This window comes from Xanthomonas sp. 3498 (assembly GCF_014199795.1).
Classification (GTDB): domain Bacteria; phylum Pseudomonadota; class Gammaproteobacteria; order Xanthomonadales; family Xanthomonadaceae; genus Xanthomonas_A; species Xanthomonas_A rydalmerensis.
Genome location: NZ_JACHOH010000001.1, coordinates 775,529 through 791,931, shown reverse-complemented (window position 1 = coordinate 791,931; position 16,403 = coordinate 775,529). Strand labels below are relative to the sequence as shown.

The following is a 16,403-nucleotide window of genomic DNA, read 5'->3' as shown; positions in this document are numbered from 1 at the left end:
TCACGGGGCTTCCAGGCGTTGCAGGGCGAGGTCGGCCGCGAAGCGGATGAACGGGTCGTCCGGAAAGCGTTGCTTCAGCCGCTGCAGCGGCCCGCGCGCGCGCGCGCTGCCGACTTCGCCGAGCAGGTCGACCGCGGTGGCGCAGACGTTGCTGTGCGCGTCCTGCTCGATGACCTGCAGCAGCCACTCCTCGATCTCCGGATGGCGCAAGGATTCGAGGATGTTCACCGCGAAGATGCGCACGTCCGAATCGGGGTCGGTCAGCAATTGGCTCATTAGCGGCGCCACTTCCTCCGGCAACTGCTGCATCGCCGCGATGGCTTCGTTGCGCAGCGCGGCGTCTTCGCTGCGCAGGCAGTCCACCAGGCCCTGCAGCGCAACCGAATCGCGCAGGTGTGCCAGCGTCAGCAGGATCGCTTCGCGCACGCTGGGGCTGCTCTCGTTCTGCAACTGCGCGACCAGCGCTGCGGCGGCATCGGGGTGCGCCTGCAATCCACGGGCGGCAGTACGGCGCTGTGCTGCCGAGTCGGCAGCGAGTTGCGCCAGCAGGTCGGCGTAGTCGGTTCCGCTGTCGGTGGGGGGGGCGGCGCGGGAAGGAATCAGCGGCATCGGGGGAATCCTGTTAGTGAAGCCATTCGACGAGTTGCTTGGCGATCCGGTTGGCCGGCAACACCCGATCGGCGCCGCCTTGCTGGATCAGCCGTTCCGGCATCCCGAACACGACGGCCGACTCCTCCGATTCGGCGACCGTGCGGCCGCCGCCGCGATGGATCTCGGCGAACGCCTCGGCGCCGTCGTGGCCCATGCCGGTGAGCATCACCGCGACCAGTTCGCGCGCCGGGTAGTGCTGCAGGGCTGAGCGCGCGAGCAGTTCCACCGATGGATGCCACAGGTGCTGCGGATGCGCCGGCTGCGGCAGGGCCACGCGCTGGTCGCGGCGCTTGCTCACCACTACATCGCCACCGCCGCGGGCGATATAGACGTTGCCGGGCACCAGCGGCATCGGTTCGGCCACTTCGTGTACCTGCAGTGCGCAGATGCGGTCCAGGCGTTGCGCGAACAGCCCGGTGAACGCCGCCGGCATGTGCTGTGCGATCAGCACCGGCCAGGGGAAGTCCGCCGGCAGCAGCGGCAGGATGTCTTCCAGCGTGCGCGGCCCGCCGGTGGACACCCCGATCAGCACCAGGCCGCCTTCGCGCCGCGGTGCGGCGGCCGGCTTGGGCACCGGCATCGCCGCTTTCGGCTTGGACGCCGGCGTGGCGCGCGCTGTCCGCGGCCGCGCGCGCGCGGCCTGCTTGACCTTGCTCAGCAGTTCTTCTTCGATCCGCTCCAGGTGCAGCGAAATGGTGCCGTCCGGCTTGGCGACGCAGTCCACCGCACCCAGCGCGAATGCCTCGAAGGTGGCCAGCGCGCTTTTCACCGTCAGCGAGGAGAGCATCACCACCGGCGTGGGGCGCTCGGCCATCACCAGCGACAGGGCGGTAAGTCCGTCCATTTCCGGCATATTGATGTCCAGCGTCACCACGTCCGGCAGGAACGCACGGTTTTCCTCGACCGCTTCCCTGCCGTTGCGCGCCAGGCGGATCTCGAAGCCGCCGGCCTGCTCGAACAGGGTGGACAACTTGCGCCGCATCAGCGCCGAGTCGTCGACGATGAGCAGCTTGATCACGCCGCCTCGCTCAGTTGCTCCAGCGCTTGCAGGTCGCTGTGCGGCAGCAGCCGCTCCGGCTCGATCAGCAGGATCAGGCGGCGCTGCTTCTCCAGGTTGGCGACGCGGGTGATCAGGTTGGCCTGCTCCTCGCTCAGCTGCGGCGCCGGTTCGATCGCCTGGCGCGGCAGCTTCAGCACTTCGGTGACGGCATCGACGATGAAGCCGGTGCGCACGCCGCCGAGCAGGAACACCATGATCCGCTGCCGGTCGTCACGGTCCACGCGGGCCAGGCCCAGCCGCCGGCGCTGGTCGATCACCGGCAGCACGGCGCCGCGCAGGTTGATCACGCCTTCGACGAAGGCCGGCGTCCGCGGGACCCGGGTCAGTTCCGCCGGCACGCGCACGATTTCCTGCACGCTGGCGATCGGCACGGCGAACTCTTCCGCGTCCAGGTGGAACACCACCACCTGCTCTTCGTCGTCGATTTCCTCGTCGAGCAGTTCGTCGGCGGCGTCGTTCTGGCGGGAAAGATCCATGTGCAGGGCTTCCTTTATCTTCGAGTGGTCGAACAACTTGCTCGCTTCGATGATCGACACCAGGCGCTGTCCCTGGTCCAGGCGACAGATCTGGCTGATCTCGGCCATGTCGCCGCCGCGCGCCAGCAGCGCCGGGACCTGGTCCACCGCGCTCCGGTGCACGCGCAGGACTTCCTTGACGCTGTCCATCACCACGCCGACGGACAGGTGCCCGCTGTTGATCACCACGATGCGGCTGCGTTCGTTGACGCCCTGCCTGGGCAGGCCGAACAGGCTGCGCAGCGACACCAGTGGCAGCAGCCGCTGGCGCAGCGTCATCACGCCAAGCACGTGCTGCTGCGAGTGCGGGACCTGCACCAGGTGTTCCGGGACCTGCACGATTTCCTGCACCTGCTCGATGCCGATGGCGTATTCCTGCCCGGCGACCTCGAAGCTGACCAACTGCAGTTGATCGTTGTTGGCGTCGTCTTCCTCGTCGCGCGCGTCCTCGACGAAGCCGGCGCTGCCGGCATGCCGGACCAGCGCGCCGATGGTGCCGAACTGGCTGGCGATCAGGCGGGCGAAATCCAGCACCATCACCATCTGGTGCCCACCCACGTCCTTGAGCAGGCCCGACAGCAGCTCGCTGTTGACGGTGGCGCTGATCTCGCCGATGTCCTGGATGCAATCCGGCTGCACCTCCACCACGCTGGCGACGCGGTCGACCACGAAGCCCAGCGGTTGCCCCAGGTCGATCACCACCGCACGCGAACTGTCGTCGGCCGGGCGTTCGGGTAGACCGAACACGCGCGCCAGGCTGATGATCGGCAACACCCGGCCGCGCAGGTTGGCCAGGCCGTCCAGCGCCGGCGGCGCCAGCGGCACGCGGACCATGTCCGGGACGCGGATGATTTCCTGCACCGGCGCCATGTCCACCGCGAAGACGTCGCTGCCGACCAGGAAGGTGACGAACAGGCGCCCGCTGGACGTGCTGGCGCCCTCGGCGTCCGACGCGTCGTCGTCCATTCGCGCAGCCGCTGCGGCTTGCGAAGAAGGATCGTTGCTCATAAGACCCTCGCTGGCGCTCACGCGCTTTGCAGTTCGTCGGCCAGCGAGGAAATCTCCTCGATGGCGGCGGCCAGTTCTTCGGTGCCTTGCGACTGCTGCTGGGCGGCGGCGGCGGACTCGCTGGCGGCTTTTTCAGCCTGCTGCGCCGCCGCCGAGATCTGGGTCATGCCGGTCCGCACCTGGGAGATCGCGGTGGCGATGTCGTTGGCGCTGGCCAGCACCTCGGCGATGCCGGCTTCCGCGGCGGTGATGTCGGTCTCGATCTGGATCAGGTTGGCGGTGCTGACCTTGGCCTTTTCGGCTTCGTTGAAGGTGGTGGTGACGATCTCGTTGAGGTCGCGGCCGACCACGCCGATCTGGTCCTGCACCGCCTTCACCAGGTCCTTGATGCGGTCGGCGTTCTCGGCCGAATCGTGGGCCAGGTTGCGGATGTCGGTGGCCACGACCACGAAGCCCTTGCCGAACTCGCCGGCACGTGCGGCTTCGATCGCACCGTTGACCGCCAGCATGTTGGTCTGGATCGAGACGGTGGTGATGGCGTCGACGATCTTGTCGATGCGCCGCGACACCAGCTCCAGTTCGGTGATCTGGCGGATGCTGATGCGGGTGGCTTCGGCCGACTGGCCGATGCCGGCGATGAGCGTATCGACCGCGCTCTTGTTGACCGCCATCAGCGCCTTGATCGCGATCACGCGCTCGTTGCTGGTCTGCGCGCGGTTCTGCGCGATCGTCAGGCCGCTTTCGATCTGCGCGACCGCCGTGGCCGCTTCTTCGACGCTGGCCGCCTGCACCTGCGCACCGCGGCGGATCTGGTCGATCGCGGTCAGGATCTGCGCGCTGGAACGGTTGATCTCCTGCACCGCCGAGGACAGCTCTTCGGCGGCCGAGGCCACTTCCTCGGCGCTCTTGGCCACATCGGTGGAACTCTTCAGGTCCTCGGACAGTTCCGACAGCGCCTGCGTGGTCTGCTCGCACTCGCTCAGGGCACGCGACTGTTCGGCCACGGTCTTGGCCGATTCCTCGGCCGCCGCCGACTGCTCCTCGGCCGCCGCGGCGATGTTCTCGGACCCCTTCAGCGCCTGCTGGGTGGCACTGGCGGACTGCTGCGCGCCATTGGCGATCTCGGTGGCGCCGGCGGCGACCTCGATGGCGTCCTTGCGGATCTGCTCGAGCTGTTCGGTGATCGTGCGGCCCTTGGCCACTTCGCTTTCGATGGAGGTCGCGGAGGTGTTGATGCCCTCGGCCACCACCTTCACTTCCTGCTGGATCTGTCCGACCAGGTCCTGGATCTGCTTGGCGCTCTTCTCCGAGGTCTCGGCCAGCGTGCGCACCTCGTCGGCGACCACGGCAAAGCCCTTGCCATGCTTGCCGGCACGGGCCGCCTCGATCGCGGCGTTGAGCGCCAGCAGGTTGGTCTGGTCGGCGATGCGTACCACCGCCTTGACGATGTCGCCGATGTTGGCGGCCTGCTGCTCCAGTTCCTGCACCCGCTGCACCGAGGCGGCCTGGCGTTGCGCGACGAAGCCGACGTTGGCGACCAGACTGATGATGTCGGTGTTGGCGCGTGCCACCAGCGCCTGCGTGGATTCCACCCGCGCCTGGCTCAGGTCCGCGTTGTGGCGCTGGCGGGCGATGGCGTCGTCCATCAGCTTGAAGGCGGCCAATGATTCCTGCGCGCCGCTGCTCGCCTCTTCCGCGCCGGCGGCGATCTGATCGGAGGCCCGCTTCAGTTCTTCGGCCGCCGCGGCGGCCTCGTTGATTCCCGAGGCCAGTTGCGTCGTCGCCGCGGCGATGCGCTCGGCGGCCTGCTGCTGCTTGGCCAGGGTGCGGGCGCGCTTGCGCTGTGCTTCGGCATCGCGGGTGGAGGTCGCACGCGGGCCATCGGACGGCCTGGTGGCTTGCTTCTGGGAATGCTTCACGAGTGCCATTGCGGGTCCTTGGGGTGGAGTTCTTTGATTCAAAAGGGAAAATTTCTTGATGCTTTCATTTGTGAACAAATTCGAAACAATTAAGAAATAAAAGCGTCACTTGTCTACAAAGTGGCTGAATTTTGACATTGCCTTCACGTATCGGCAGGTATGGCGGGACCTTTAGAGCCTTTGTGAGGAGCTGTGACGGGTGGCCGTTGTGCCTGTTTCCGGGGGGCGCAGGCCTGCCAGGGCGGGCGGCGTCGTCTTTGCTGGTTGCGGCGTGGCGGGTCCTGGGAGCGACCTGCGGCAGCGCATCGGCGCCTCCACAGGGGGCGCACGCCACCGGGGGCTTCCCTGCCTGCGCCATGGCTGCGCAAGACAGGCGGCGCCTGGCGCGATCTGTCTTGGCGCCGGCCCCTGCGTGTTCGCTCGGGGGCGGGGCGGGCTACGCGCCCTTCTCAACCTTCCCGCGCTCAGGGCAGGCCATGCGGCCGAGGCGACAGCGTCGACGATCGACGCCGTACACGGTCAACGGCGGCGACGCTTTCTGCGGTGCGGCCGGGTAGGTCTCGCCTCTACCGTCTGCAGGCGAACTGCACAGCACGCATCACATTGCATCTTCGGGCTGGTGCGTCAGGCAGCGCAGTCGGCAGAGCCGCGGTATGGCAGTGACACGCGCACTTGCCGGTTGACGCTCGCGGCCGCGGCATGCGCGAATAGTGCATGACCACTGTGCTTCTGAGCCTGGGCAGCAACCTGCGCCCGCATCACCACCTGGCCGCGGCGATCGCGGCGCTGCGCCGGCAGTTCGGCGCGATCGTCGTGTCGCCGACCTATCGCACCGGAGCGGTCGGTTTCGATGGGCCGGCGTTCCTCAACAATGCAGTGGCACTGCAGACCGATTGGGAGCTGGCGCCGCTGGATACCTGGCTGCACGCGTTGGAGGATGCGCACGGCCGCGACCGCAGCGGCCCGCGCTTCAGCGACCGCACCCTGGACATCGACGTGGTGTTCTACGGCGATCGCATCGTCGAAGGTCCCGGCCACCTGCGCATCCCCCGCCCCGAACTGCGCCACGCCTTCGTGCTCAAGCCGCTGGCCGACATCGCCGCGGACTTCGTCGACCCGGTCAGCGGCCAACGCCTTGGTGCGCTGTGGCAGGCGCATGCGGAGCATGGCAAGGCGTTCGAGGTGGTGGAGTTGGTTGAGTAGTGGGGATTGGGGATTCGGGATTGGGGATTCGCAAAAGCGGATACCCGATGCGCTCTCGCCGTTGCTGCTGCCTGAAGCGAATCCCGAATCCCTACATCCCGAATCCCTGCTTCACAGCGAATCCCAAATCCCGAATCCCCAATCCCGGCCTCACGTCAGCCCGCGCCCCCCATCCAGCCGCAAGGTCTGTCCGGTGACGAAGCTGGCGTCGTCGAGCAGCCAGCGCACGGCCTCGGCGATTTCCTCGACCTGGCCGGTGCGCGCGAGCGGGGTGCGTGCCAGCAGCGCCTGTTGCGCGGCGGCGTCCTTGCCGGCGTCGGGCCACAGGATCGCGCCGGGGGCGATGGCGTTGACCCGCACCTGCGGTGCCAGTTCCAGTGCCAGCGAGCGGGTCAGCATCGCCAGGGCAGCCTTGGCCGCGCTGTACAGCGGATGCGCGCGCAGCGGCTGTTCGGCGTGCAGGTCGGTGAGGTTGACGATCGCGCCGCCATGCTGGCGCAGCTGCGGGGCCGCGGCCTGCGCCAGGAACAGCGGGGCGCGCGCGTTGACCGCGAACAGGTCGTCCCACTGCGCTGGCGTGGCGTCATGCAATGGCGTGGGATAGAAGTTGGAGGCGTTGTTGACCAGCGCATCGAGCCGGCCAAAACGCGCCACGCATCGCGTCACCAGCTCGGGCAGGCGTGCGGTGTCGCGCAGATCGGCCTGCAGGGTCAATGTGCTGCCGGTGCGCACGGTTTCCAGTTCCTGCGCCAGCGCGTGCAGCTCGGCCTGCGAGGTGTGCGCATGCAAGGCGACGTCGTAGCCGGCCGCATGCAGGCACCGGGCAATGCCGGCGCCGATGCGCCGCGCGCTGCCGGTGATCAGGGCGACTTTGGTCTGGGTCATGTACGGGTTCCATGCTCGGCTATGCTGTGCATTGTCCACGCAATCCGGCACCGCATGCCCACCGACCTTCCTTTGCCCGATGCCACCGCATTGGCCCACAGCGAGCGCCTGGCCGCGCATGTGCGCGCCGAGATCGCCGCCGCCGGCGGGGCCATTCCCTTCTCGCGTTTCATGGAGCTGGCGCTGTACGCGCCCGGCCTCGGCTACTACAGCGCCGGCAGCAGCAAGTTCGGCGAAGCCGGCGATTTCGTCACCGCGCCGGAACTGGGGCCGCTGTTCGCCGCGACCGTGTCCAATGCATTGGCGCCTGTGCTGCAACAACTGGGGCCGCAGGCACGCATGCTGGAGGTGGGCGGCGGCAGCGGCGCCTTCGCCGAGGTCATGCTCAAGCGCCTGCTGGCGCTGGATGCGTTGCCCGAGCGCTACGCGATCCTGGAACCCAGTGCTGACCTGCGCGAACGCCAGCGCGAGCGCCTGGCGCGCACGCTGATCCCGCCGGTGTTCGACCTGGTGGAGTGGCTGGACCGGCCGTTCGACGACGACTGGAACGGCGTGCTGTTCGCCAACGAGGTGATCGATGCCTTGCCGACGCCGCGCTTCGCGCTGCGCGACGGCGAAGTGTTCGAGGAGACCGTGACCCTGGACGGCGAGGGCCGCTTCCGCCGCGGCGAACAGCCGGCCGACCCGCTGCTGGCGGCGGCGGTGCGGCACATCGAGCGCTATCTGCAGGTGCCGTTCGCCGACGGCTACCGCTCCGAGCTGCTGCCGCAGTTGCCGTACTGGATCCAGGCGGTGGCCGGCGGCCTGCGCAGCGGCGCGATGCTGTTCGTGGACTACGGCTATCCGCGCCGCGAGTTCTATCTGCCCGAGCGCGACGACGGCACCTTGCGCGCGTTCTACCGGCACCGCACGCACGCCGACCCGTACCGCTGGCCGGGCCTGCAGGACCTGACCGCGTCGGTGGACTTCACCGCGCTGGCCGAGGCCGGCACCGGAGCGGGCTTCGACCTGGCCGGCTACTGCAACCAGGCCAGCTTCCTGCTCGGTAACGGCCTGGACGCGCTGCTGGCCGAGGCCGAGGCGCGCGGCGACGAAGCCGCGCAACTGCGTCTGCGCCAGCAGGTGAAGCGGCTGACCCTGCCCAGCGAGATGGGCGAGCGCTTCCAGGTGATGGGCTTCGAGCGCGACGTGTCGCTGGCACCGGCGTTCCTGTCCGGCGACCTGACCTGGCGGCTGTGATGGCGGCGGTGCGCGCCTTCCGTTGGCCCTGGTTGTGGCTGGGGCTGTGGTGGCTGGGCATCGCGGTGCTGATCTACGTGTGCATGATGCCGCACCCGCCGCAATTGTCGGACCTGCCCGACAGCGACAAGGCCGAGCACTTCATTGCCTACCTGCTGCTGGCCGCCGCGGCGGTGCAGGTCTATGCCGGGCCACGCGCCTGGGCCTGGGCTGCGCTGGGCCTGCTGGCGCTGGGCGTGGGCATCGAGTTCGCGCAGGGCGCCTGGACCACCACGCGCTCGGCCGATCCGCTGGATGCGCTGGCCGATGCCCTGGGCGTGGCCGCCGGCATGGCCACCGCGGCCACGCCGTGGCGCGATCTGCTGTGGCGGCTGGAGCGCGGCAGCCTGCGCCGTCGCTGACCGAGGTCGCCGCGCGGTCTACGGCGTCGGCCAAGTTGTGGAATTCCCGGCCGCGCGCAAGGCGCGGCAGGCGCGCGGCGGCCTAGAGTGCCGGCGCCGGGCAGACTGCCCGGTCGCCGCGCGGCGACTCCGCGCGCCTGTGCAGGAGAACACGCATGCAAGCACGCCACTCCCCCCGTGCCGCGCGCGGCGCCGGCCTGTTCGCCGCGCTGTGCCTGGCCGCCAGCGCCGCACCCGCCAGCGCGGCCTGGAACGATGTCTGCAGCGGCACCGCCACCTACACCAGCTCTGGCTATTCCGGCGGCGCCCTGCTGCTGGATCCCATCGATCCCACCGCGACGATCACCGCGCTGAATCCGACGCAGCTCAACTACGGCGGAATCCAGGCGGCGCTGGCCGGCGCCTACCTGCAGGTGCAGGGACCGCGCGGCACGGTCACCGTCTACGTCACCGACCTGTATCCGGAAGGCGCCGACTGCGGGCTGGATCTGTCGCCCAATGCCTTCGCCGCGATCGGCGACACCAGCGCCGGGCGCATCCCGATCCGCTGGCAGGTGGTGGCCGCGCCGGTCAGCGGCAACGTGGTGTACCGGATCAAGGAGGGCAGCTCGCAATACTGGGCGGCGATCCAGGTGCGCAACCACCGCTATCCGGTGGTGAAGTTCGAATACAAGAAGAACGGCGACTGGATCAGCCTGCCCAAGACCGCGTACAACCATTTCGTCGGCGAACAGATGGGCGCGCAACTGCTGGAAATCCGCCTCACCGACATCCGCGGCCAGGTGGTCACCGATACGCTCGCCGCGCTGCCCAGCCAGGGCGACAAGGGCGTGTACTTCGCCGACGGGCACGTGCAGTTTCCGCGCTGAAGCACGTTCGCGCATGCGCTATCGGTAGACGCGCGCCTGCGTCGCGGAGATGGCTCCGCGGTGCAGGCGCGTTGCTGGCTCAGAACTTGAAGTGCACCGTCGCCATGTAGCGGCGGCCGTTGTGGTAGCGCCCGACCGGGTGATCCTTGTCGCCCAGGTACTGCAGGTATTCCTCGTCCAGCAGGTTCTGCGCGTCCAGCTGCAGCGACCACTGCGCATTGATCGCGTAGCCCACGCTCGCGCCCAGGTCGGTGTAGGCGTCGACGCTGGCCGGTGCGGCGCCGGCGACGTAGCCGCCGGCCAAGTAGCTGTCGCGCCAGTTCAGGCTGATCCGCGCGTTCCATGGTCCCTTTTCGTAGTACGGGCTGAACGCGACGCTGTTGCGCGACTGGTAAGGCAGCGGGTTGCCGCTGTTGTTCTCGCCGCTGGCGTAGGTGTAGTTGGCGGACAGGCCGAAGCCGCTCTCGCCGAACGGCTGCTGGTAGGCGAGGGTGAAGCCCTTGACCTTGCCGTCGCCGGCGTTGCGCGGGCGCTGGATGCTGTAGTCGCAATAGCCGTCGGCGGTGCAGCCGTTGCTGCCGAGCATCTGCGCCCAGGTCTGCGGCGAAGTGTCGCGGATCGCGTTGTACTGGCGCTCGATGGTGGCCGAGGTGTCGATGTAGTTGTCGATCTTCTTGTAGAAGATCGACCACGCCACCACCGCCTGCGGCGCGAAGTAGTACTCGGCCGAGAGATTGAAGTTCCACGATTCGTAGGGCGAGAGCCCGGCATTGCCGCCGCTGCCGGTGAGCGTGGTGTCGTTGAGGAAGGTGTTGTTGACCATCTGGTTGTACGGCGCCCAGGCGATCACCTTGCCGGCGCCGAAGCGGAACACCCAATCGTTGTCGGTGTCGTAGGCCAGGTTCAGCGATGGCAGCAGGAAATGCTCGGTCTGCGAACGGGTCTGCCACTTGCTGTCCAGATCCTGCAGGGTCGGCGTGCCGCTGTAGACGAAACCGCTGCCTTCGGTCTTGGAGCTTACGTAGCGCAGGCCCAGGTTGCCGCGCAGGCCGGCGTTGGAGAAGTTCAGCTGCACGTAGGCGGCGTTGTTGGTCTGCTGCAGCGCCCAGGTGTTGTTGAGGTAGCTGGACGGATCGGGATTGGCGTAGTCGACCGGGCTGTTGCGGATCCAGTCGATCACGTTGCCGCGCCCGGCCTGCACGTGCTGGCCGTGGTCGGGATAGAACCCGCGGATGTCGGTCAGGCCGATGGTGCCGATGTCGGCCAGCGTGGCGGGAGTGACGCCGCCGTAGACGTTGAGCGCGAAGTCCTCGTCGTGCTTGCCCTGGCGCACGCCGGCCAGCAACTGGTTGAACACGCCGTCGAACTGCAGGTCCAGATCGAGTTGGCCGTAGCGGTCCTTGCTCTGGGTGGAGAACACGCCGTTGTTGCCGATCCAGCCGCCCGCCGAACCCCAGTTGGCCGGATTGCGCGCGGCCGCGGCATCGTCGAAGCGGATGCCACGGTCCAGGTCCCAGCGGAAGCCGCCGTTGTAGAACGGCTCGATGAAATACTGCGCCAGGTGGTCGTTGTCGGACTTGCTCTGGCCGATCTGGCCGCGCAAGGTCCAGCGTTCGCCGCGGTAGGCGCCGCGCAGGTCCAGGCCCTTGGTGGTGACCTGCGACTGGCGCACGTTGTTGTCGTAGATCACCGTGCCGCCGCCCGCGCTGGCGTTGGCGCTGGAATGGCCGCTGTTGACCACGCCGTTGCGCACGTCGCCCAGCGCGTCCACCGCGGCCACGGTGCCCGGGTTCCAGGTCAGGAAGCTGTACATCGACTGGTTGTAGTTGTCGAAGTCTTCCTTGATGTACAGGCCGCTGAGGTTGAACTCCAGCGCGTCGCTGGGCTTGAGCTGCAGGTTCAGCACCGCGCTGTCGCGCTTGCGGTCCTGCTGGAACCAGGCGGCGTTGATCGAGTTGGGCACGTCGGCATCGGCGGGCACGCCGGCGGCGTTGGCGAAGGTGCTGGCCTTGGCGTAGCCGAACACCTCCAGGCCCTGGCGGTCCACGCGCTCTTCGTAGTGCTGCGCGGAGACCGCGACGCCGAAGGTTTCCTGCGGATTCTTCCAGCTGTACAGCAGCGAGGCGTTGGGCTTGCCCTCGCTGGCCTGCTGGCTGTAGCTGTAACCCACGGAGCCGGCGATCTCGTTGGCCTTCAGGTCCAGCGGCTGGCGGCTGTGCATCAGCACGGTGCCGCCGAGGCTGCCCTCGGTCAGTCGCGCCTCGGTGGACTTGACGATCTCCGCGCGGCCCAGGATCTGCGGCGACAGCAGGGTGTAGTCGAAGCCGCGGTTGGGCTGCTCGCCGTACAGCCAGATCGCCTGCGCCACCGGGTGGCCGTCCAGGAACGACAGGTTGAGGCTGGGATCGGTGCCGTCGATGCTGACCCGCTCGCCCTGGCCGAAGCGGCGGTCGATGGTGACGCCGGGGACCTGCGCGAACGCTTCGGCGACGTTGGTGCTGGGGAACTTGCCGATGTCCTCGGCGGTGATCGCCTCGGACACGGTGACGTTGTTGCGCTTGGTGTCCAGCGACTTTTCCAGGCTGGCGCGGATGCCCACCACCTGGACCGCGTCCAGGTCGGTGGCGGCGGAATCGGCCTGCTGCGCCTGCGCGGCGAAGGCGAGGACGCTGGCGGCGATGGCCGCAGACAAGACGGAATGGCGATATTGCATGATGTCTCTCCCTCATCATTCAATGAATCAACGCGATTGCGCGGACGTCGGGCCGCGTGCCGGAGTTGCCTGTTGCCTTACTGCCTGTGGTGCGGAAGCGGGCTGGAGTGCCGAGTGATGCGGAACGCGGAGGCCGTGTCGCGTTGCGCAGGACGGCGGGTGCTGCCGGTGTCGCGCAGACGCGCATTCCTCAAGGGCTCCGGCGTGTTCAGGGCGGATGGCGTGAATCGGGTGCGGATGACGGCGACGCCGCCCGTGGCGGTCGATCGGACCACGCACCAACAGCGAGATGCCGCAGCAATCGCGACAGGGGGCTTGGCGCGGCATGCGCCGACGGCCGCAAGCCGGGCAGGGCGGGCCGCCGTCTCTGCTCCTGCCACGAAGTGCCGCGTGCGACACGCGGTACGCGCATCCGGATCATTGCGATCACATGCCTCCCCTGGCCCCGCTTTCGCGCCGCACATGCGCGGCTACACCCCCGTGTGCGCCGATTCTTACGAGGCTATGACAACGATGTCAAGTCTTGGCAGGAAAATTTGTCTGGTTCTGGTGTTGCCACAAAAAATCGGAAGTGGATCCCGGAAATAATGGTGCGGCGGGGGAGAAATGCATAGTTATCAATTGGTTGTGCGAGCGGTCAGGCGGGTTCGCGACCGTGCACAGATGAGAATGCAGTGCGGTTATGTGGCGCCGCACAAAATTGGTCTCGTTGTCACAATTGGTGCGGCATAGGTATCGTGACAACGATGCGTGGAAAATGCCGCGCCGGAAATATTTTATCCGCGCATGTAATTGATAAATAAGAAATTAACTGGGATCCGCGCGCGAGTCCAGGCGTCATTGTGCGATTTCGTGCGGCACGGCGTTGACACAATCTTTCTAAGACCATAAGAATCGAAGCGCCTGGAATTGGTCCTTGCCAATTCGGGCTCGATCCGTCCAGCAGCACATGCAGTCGCCCGTTCCGGGGAAGGGACGGGGACGCGCCTCCCGCAAGACAGGGCGCAGGAAACAGACAGAACGCTTCATCGATTCCGTGTCCGCACGGACGGCATCGCCCTGCGCGTCGCGTGGGGCGCGATGGAGGGTGCTGCCTGCCGATCGCCGCCCTGGATGTCAGCCGTCGTCGTGCCGATCAGCCATCAACCAGGATAGCCCAATGCCACATGTCGCCCGCTCCCGTTCGCATTGTTGTCCCCTGTCCGTCCTCGCCAGCGCCATCGCGTTCGGCCTGCTCAGCACCGGTGCGCAGGCGCAGGAAGCGCCAGCGTCCGATTCGATTTCCCAGCTCGATACGGTGACCGTCACCAGTTCCTACCAGAAGAGCCTGATCACCGCGCTGGACAACAAACGCGCAGACGCGCGCATGACCGATGGCATCTCGTCGGAGGACATCGGCAAGTTCCCGGCCGAGAACATCGCCGAGGCGATCCAGCGCATTCCCGGCGTGCAGATCTCCACCATCAACGGCCGCGGCTCGACCATCAGCATCCGCGGCCTGGGTCCGCAGTACTCGGCCACCACGATCAACGGCCAGACCATCAAGAGCGCCGATTTCACCGACGGCTTCCGCTACGACATCATCCAGCCGGAAGTGGCCGCGGCGATCGAAGTGATCAAGTCGCCCTCGGCGGACATGGACGCCGGCGGGCTGTCGGGCACGGTCAACATCGAGACCACCAAGCCGCTGGACTACAAGGCGCGCAAGCTGATCTTTTCGGCGAAGGAGCAGTATTCCGAATTCGCCGGCGGCGCGCCGACGCCGAAGGGCGTGCTGACCTACATCGACCAGTTCCATCTGGCCGACGGCGGCGAACTGGGCGTGTTCGTCAACGCCGGCTACCAGAAGCTCAAGGACCGCGCCGACTACCTGTGGATCGACCGCTGGTACACCCAGGACACCGGCGACGGTACGCTGTACATCCCGCGCCGTCCGCGCTACCGCTCGATCGAGCGCGAGACCGACCGCAAGATGCTCACCGCCGGGCTGCAGTGGAAGCCCAACGACCGGCTGGAGATGAACCTGACGGCGCTGTACTCGCAGGACAAGACCGACAACGACATGAACCAGTTGGTCTACTCCTTCGACCGCAATTACCTGAGCGTGCTGCAGACCGACGGCCTGACCGCGACCAAGGTGTCGGCGTCCAACTACTGGCTGGAGAACAACCGCCAGCTCGAGCGCCACGACCTGACCTCGCAACTGCTGACCTGGGACGCGCGCTGGAAGGGAGACGCATGGACCTTCAGCGGCGTGGCCAACTACACCGAAGGCAAGACCGACGAGGACGAGCGCGCGGCGATCCTCGGCCGCAAGCCGACCGCGACGCTGTTCGACATGTCCAACCCCGGCGCGATCTCGCTGACCACCGATGCCGACGCCACCGACGCCAGCGCCTGGAACAAGGCCAACCTGGTCCGCGACGAGTACCCCAACGGCGCGATCAATGCGCTGCGCAACAAGGAATGGTCGCTGCAATTCGATGCCGAGCGCTACGTCGGCAACGGCTTCCTCGACGCGGTCAAGGTCGGCACCAAGTTCCGCCGCGAGACCTTCGACCGCAACGTGTGGCGCCGCGACTTCCTGTACCTGATCAACTCCGGCGCGGTGTCCGGCTACGGCATGTTCCCGGAGCTGTCGGCGGCCAGTTCCAACGTCAGCAACTTCCTCGACGGCAACCTGGCCTCGCAGAGCGACTGGGTGGCGCCGGACGTCTACGCCTACGCCAGGGCGTTGGCCGCTTCCGGCATCACCGTGCCGGTGCTGTTCGCGCCGCAGGCCAGCTACCACATCCGCAACGACATCTTCTCCGCGTATGCGCTGGCCAAGATCGACACCGACCTCGGCAGCATGCGCCTGCGCGGCAACGTCGGCGTGCGCTACGAGAACACCAAGCGCACCACCGACACCTACCTGACCACCGCCTCGCAGTACAGCGAGGATGCCAACGAGGTGGTCGGCACCGAGCGCGCGCCGTACGACTACCACAACTGGCTGCCCAGCCTGAACCTGGTGCTGGACATGCGCGAGGACCTGCTGCTGCGCTTCGCCGCCGGCAAGGTGCTGGTGCGGCCGATCCTGGACAGCAACACCGCCATCGCCACCACCATCTCCTCCGGCAGCAACACCGGCGGCACCACCACCTACGACGTGTCGCTGGGCCAGACCGACCTGAAGGCGCTGACCGCCGACCAGGCCGACCTCAGCCTGGAGTGGTACTACGGCCAAGGCGGCGGGTTGACCCTGGCCGGCTTCTGGAAGAACGTCAAGAACGGCACCTTCAACAGCATCGTCTGCCCGGCCACGTTCAACGGCACGGCGCTGTCCACCAATGGCGCCGGCGACTGCGTGGACGGCGGCGGCAACATCTACGAGATCACCGCCACCCGCAACGATCCGAGCAAGGTCAAGATCAAGGGCTACGAACTGGGCTGGACGCAATCGTTCGATGCCTGGCTGCCGATCCCCGGCTTCGGCCTGACCGCCAACTTCACCCGGGTGATCCCGCAGCGCGACACCGACTTCAAGATCCGCAACCTGTCGGAGAAGACCTGGAACGCCACCGGCTACTGGGAGAACGCGATGTTCTCCGCGCGCCTGTCGTTGAACCACCGCAGCGAGTACGAGCAGGACAGCAGCGACAGCTTCTTCGCCCGCGAAGGCCACACCATGAAGGCGCGCACCCAGGTCGACGCGGTGCTCGGCTACCAGGCCACCGACAAACTCAGCTTCCAACTCGGCGCGCTCAACCTGACCAACAAGAAGGAAGAGGCGTACAAGGACATCAGCAGCCGCTGGCAGATGACCGGGGTCACCGGCCGCAGCTTCTACGTGTCGATGCAGTGGGACATCCTGTGACGGCGGCGCACGCGCCTGCGGGCTAGCGCGACCCTGGCCCGGCGCCGCGGTGGCGCCGGGCGCTCGAGCCGATGAGGACAA

At 67.4% G+C, this 16,403-nt stretch carries 10 protein-coding genes and 1 pseudogene; 5 read left to right on the top strand and 6 right to left on the bottom strand.

Going from position 1 to position 16,403, the window contains the following annotated elements; genetic code table 11:
• The 4 genes from GGR66_RS03145 to GGR66_RS03130 are packed head-to-tail and all read right to left on the bottom strand — an operon-like array spanning window position 1 to window position 5,162.
• Window positions 1-609, bottom strand: a complete 609-nt coding sequence (locus GGR66_RS03145) for a HEAT repeat domain-containing protein (protein WP_184447173.1) — start codon at window positions 607-609, stop codon at window positions 1-3.
• 13 nt (window positions 610-622) lie between these two features.
• Complete coding sequence (gene cheB, locus GGR66_RS03140; protein ID WP_184447172.1) at window positions 623-1,669, bottom strand: chemotaxis-specific protein-glutamate methyltransferase CheB; 1,047 nt, start codon at window positions 1,667-1,669, stop codon at window positions 623-625.
• Window positions 1,666-3,192 carry a chemotaxis protein CheW gene (locus tag GGR66_RS03135; protein ID WP_221236316.1) on the bottom strand — a complete coding sequence of 509 codons (1,527 nt, stop codon included), beginning with the start codon at window positions 3,190-3,192 and terminating at the stop codon, window positions 1,666-1,668. The genes cheB and GGR66_RS03135 overlap by 4 nt, the downstream gene beginning before the upstream one ends.
• Window positions 3,193-3,251: 59 nt before the next feature.
• Window positions 3,252-5,162, bottom strand: a complete 1,911-nt coding sequence (locus tag GGR66_RS03130; protein WP_184447170.1) for a methyl-accepting chemotaxis protein — start codon at window positions 5,160-5,162, stop codon at window positions 3,252-3,254.
• Between the two features lie 705 nt (window positions 5,163-5,867).
• On the opposite strand from GGR66_RS03130, the gene folK reads away from it, so the two are divergent.
• A complete protein-coding gene (folK, locus tag GGR66_RS03125) occupies window positions 5,868-6,356 on the top strand; it encodes a 2-amino-4-hydroxy-6-hydroxymethyldihydropteridine diphosphokinase (RefSeq protein ID WP_184447169.1) in 489 nt (162 codons plus the stop codon).
• Window positions 6,357-6,506: 150 nt separating this feature from the next.
• On the opposite strand, the gene GGR66_RS03120 is transcribed toward folK, so the two are convergent.
• Entirely contained in the window at window positions 6,507-7,241 is a 735-nt protein-coding gene (locus GGR66_RS03120; RefSeq protein WP_184447168.1) for a pteridine reductase, read from the bottom strand.
• 54 nt (window positions 7,242-7,295) lie between these two features.
• Here GGR66_RS03120 and GGR66_RS03115 point away from each other — a divergent pair, with 54 nt between their 5' ends.
• The 3 genes and pseudogenes from GGR66_RS03115 to GGR66_RS03105 form a co-directional block, all read left to right on the top strand.
• On the top strand, window positions 7,296-8,480 hold the full coding sequence (locus GGR66_RS03115; RefSeq protein WP_255421556.1) for an SAM-dependent methyltransferase: 1,185 nt from the start codon (window positions 7,296-7,298) through the stop codon (window positions 8,478-8,480).
• A complete protein-coding gene (locus tag GGR66_RS03110; RefSeq protein ID WP_160966811.1) occupies window positions 8,480-8,881 on the top strand; it encodes a VanZ family protein in 402 nt (133 codons plus the stop codon). The genes GGR66_RS03115 and GGR66_RS03110 overlap by 1 nt, the downstream gene beginning before the upstream one ends.
• A 263-nt stretch (window positions 8,882-9,144) precedes the next feature.
• A pseudogene (locus tag GGR66_RS03105) lies at window positions 9,145-9,750 on the top strand (expansin EXLX1 family cellulose-binding protein); the annotation flags it as partial.
• A 79-nt stretch (window positions 9,751-9,829) separates the two neighbouring features.
• Here GGR66_RS03105 and GGR66_RS03100 read toward each other — a convergent pair.
• Complete coding sequence (locus GGR66_RS03100; RefSeq protein ID WP_184447165.1) at window positions 9,830-12,463, bottom strand: TonB-dependent receptor; 2,634 nt, start codon at window positions 12,461-12,463, stop codon at window positions 9,830-9,832.
• 1,159 nt (window positions 12,464-13,622) lie between these two features.
• On the opposite strand from GGR66_RS03100, the gene GGR66_RS03095 reads away from it, so the two are divergent.
• On the top strand, window positions 13,623-16,322 hold the full coding sequence (locus tag GGR66_RS03095) for a TonB-dependent receptor (protein WP_184447164.1): 2,700 nt from the start codon (window positions 13,623-13,625) through the stop codon (window positions 16,320-16,322).
• Window positions 16,323-16,403 lie beyond the last annotated feature (81 nt).

Bases quoted from the DNA above. Each gene is read 5' to 3' on its own strand.
- GGR66_RS03145 (WP_184447173.1), bottom strand. From the start codon at position 609: ATGCCGCTGATTCCTTCCCGCGCCGCCCCCCCCACCGACAGCGGAACC.
- GGR66_RS03135 (WP_221236316.1), bottom strand. From the start codon at position 3,192: ATGGACGACGACGCGTCGGACGCCGAGGGCGCCAGCACGTCCAGCGGG.
- GGR66_RS03130 (WP_184447170.1), bottom strand. From the start codon at position 5,162: ATGGCACTCGTGAAGCATTCCCAGAAGCAAGCCACCAGGCCGTCCGAT.
- folK (WP_184447169.1), top strand. From the start codon at position 5,868: ATGACCACTGTGCTTCTGAGCCTGGGCAGCAACCTGCGCCCGCATCAC.
- GGR66_RS03120 (WP_184447168.1), bottom strand. From the start codon at position 7,241: ATGACCCAGACCAAAGTCGCCCTGATCACCGGCAGCGCGCGGCGCATC.
- GGR66_RS03115 (WP_255421556.1), top strand. From the start codon at position 7,296: ATGCCCACCGACCTTCCTTTGCCCGATGCCACCGCATTGGCCCACAGC.
- GGR66_RS03110 (WP_160966811.1), top strand. From the start codon at position 8,480: ATGGCGGCGGTGCGCGCCTTCCGTTGGCCCTGGTTGTGGCTGGGGCTG.
- GGR66_RS03100 (WP_184447165.1), bottom strand. From the start codon at position 12,463: ATGCAATATCGCCATTCCGTCTTGTCTGCGGCCATCGCCGCCAGCGTC.
- GGR66_RS03095 (WP_184447164.1), top strand. From the start codon at position 13,623: ATGCCACATGTCGCCCGCTCCCGTTCGCATTGTTGTCCCCTGTCCGTC.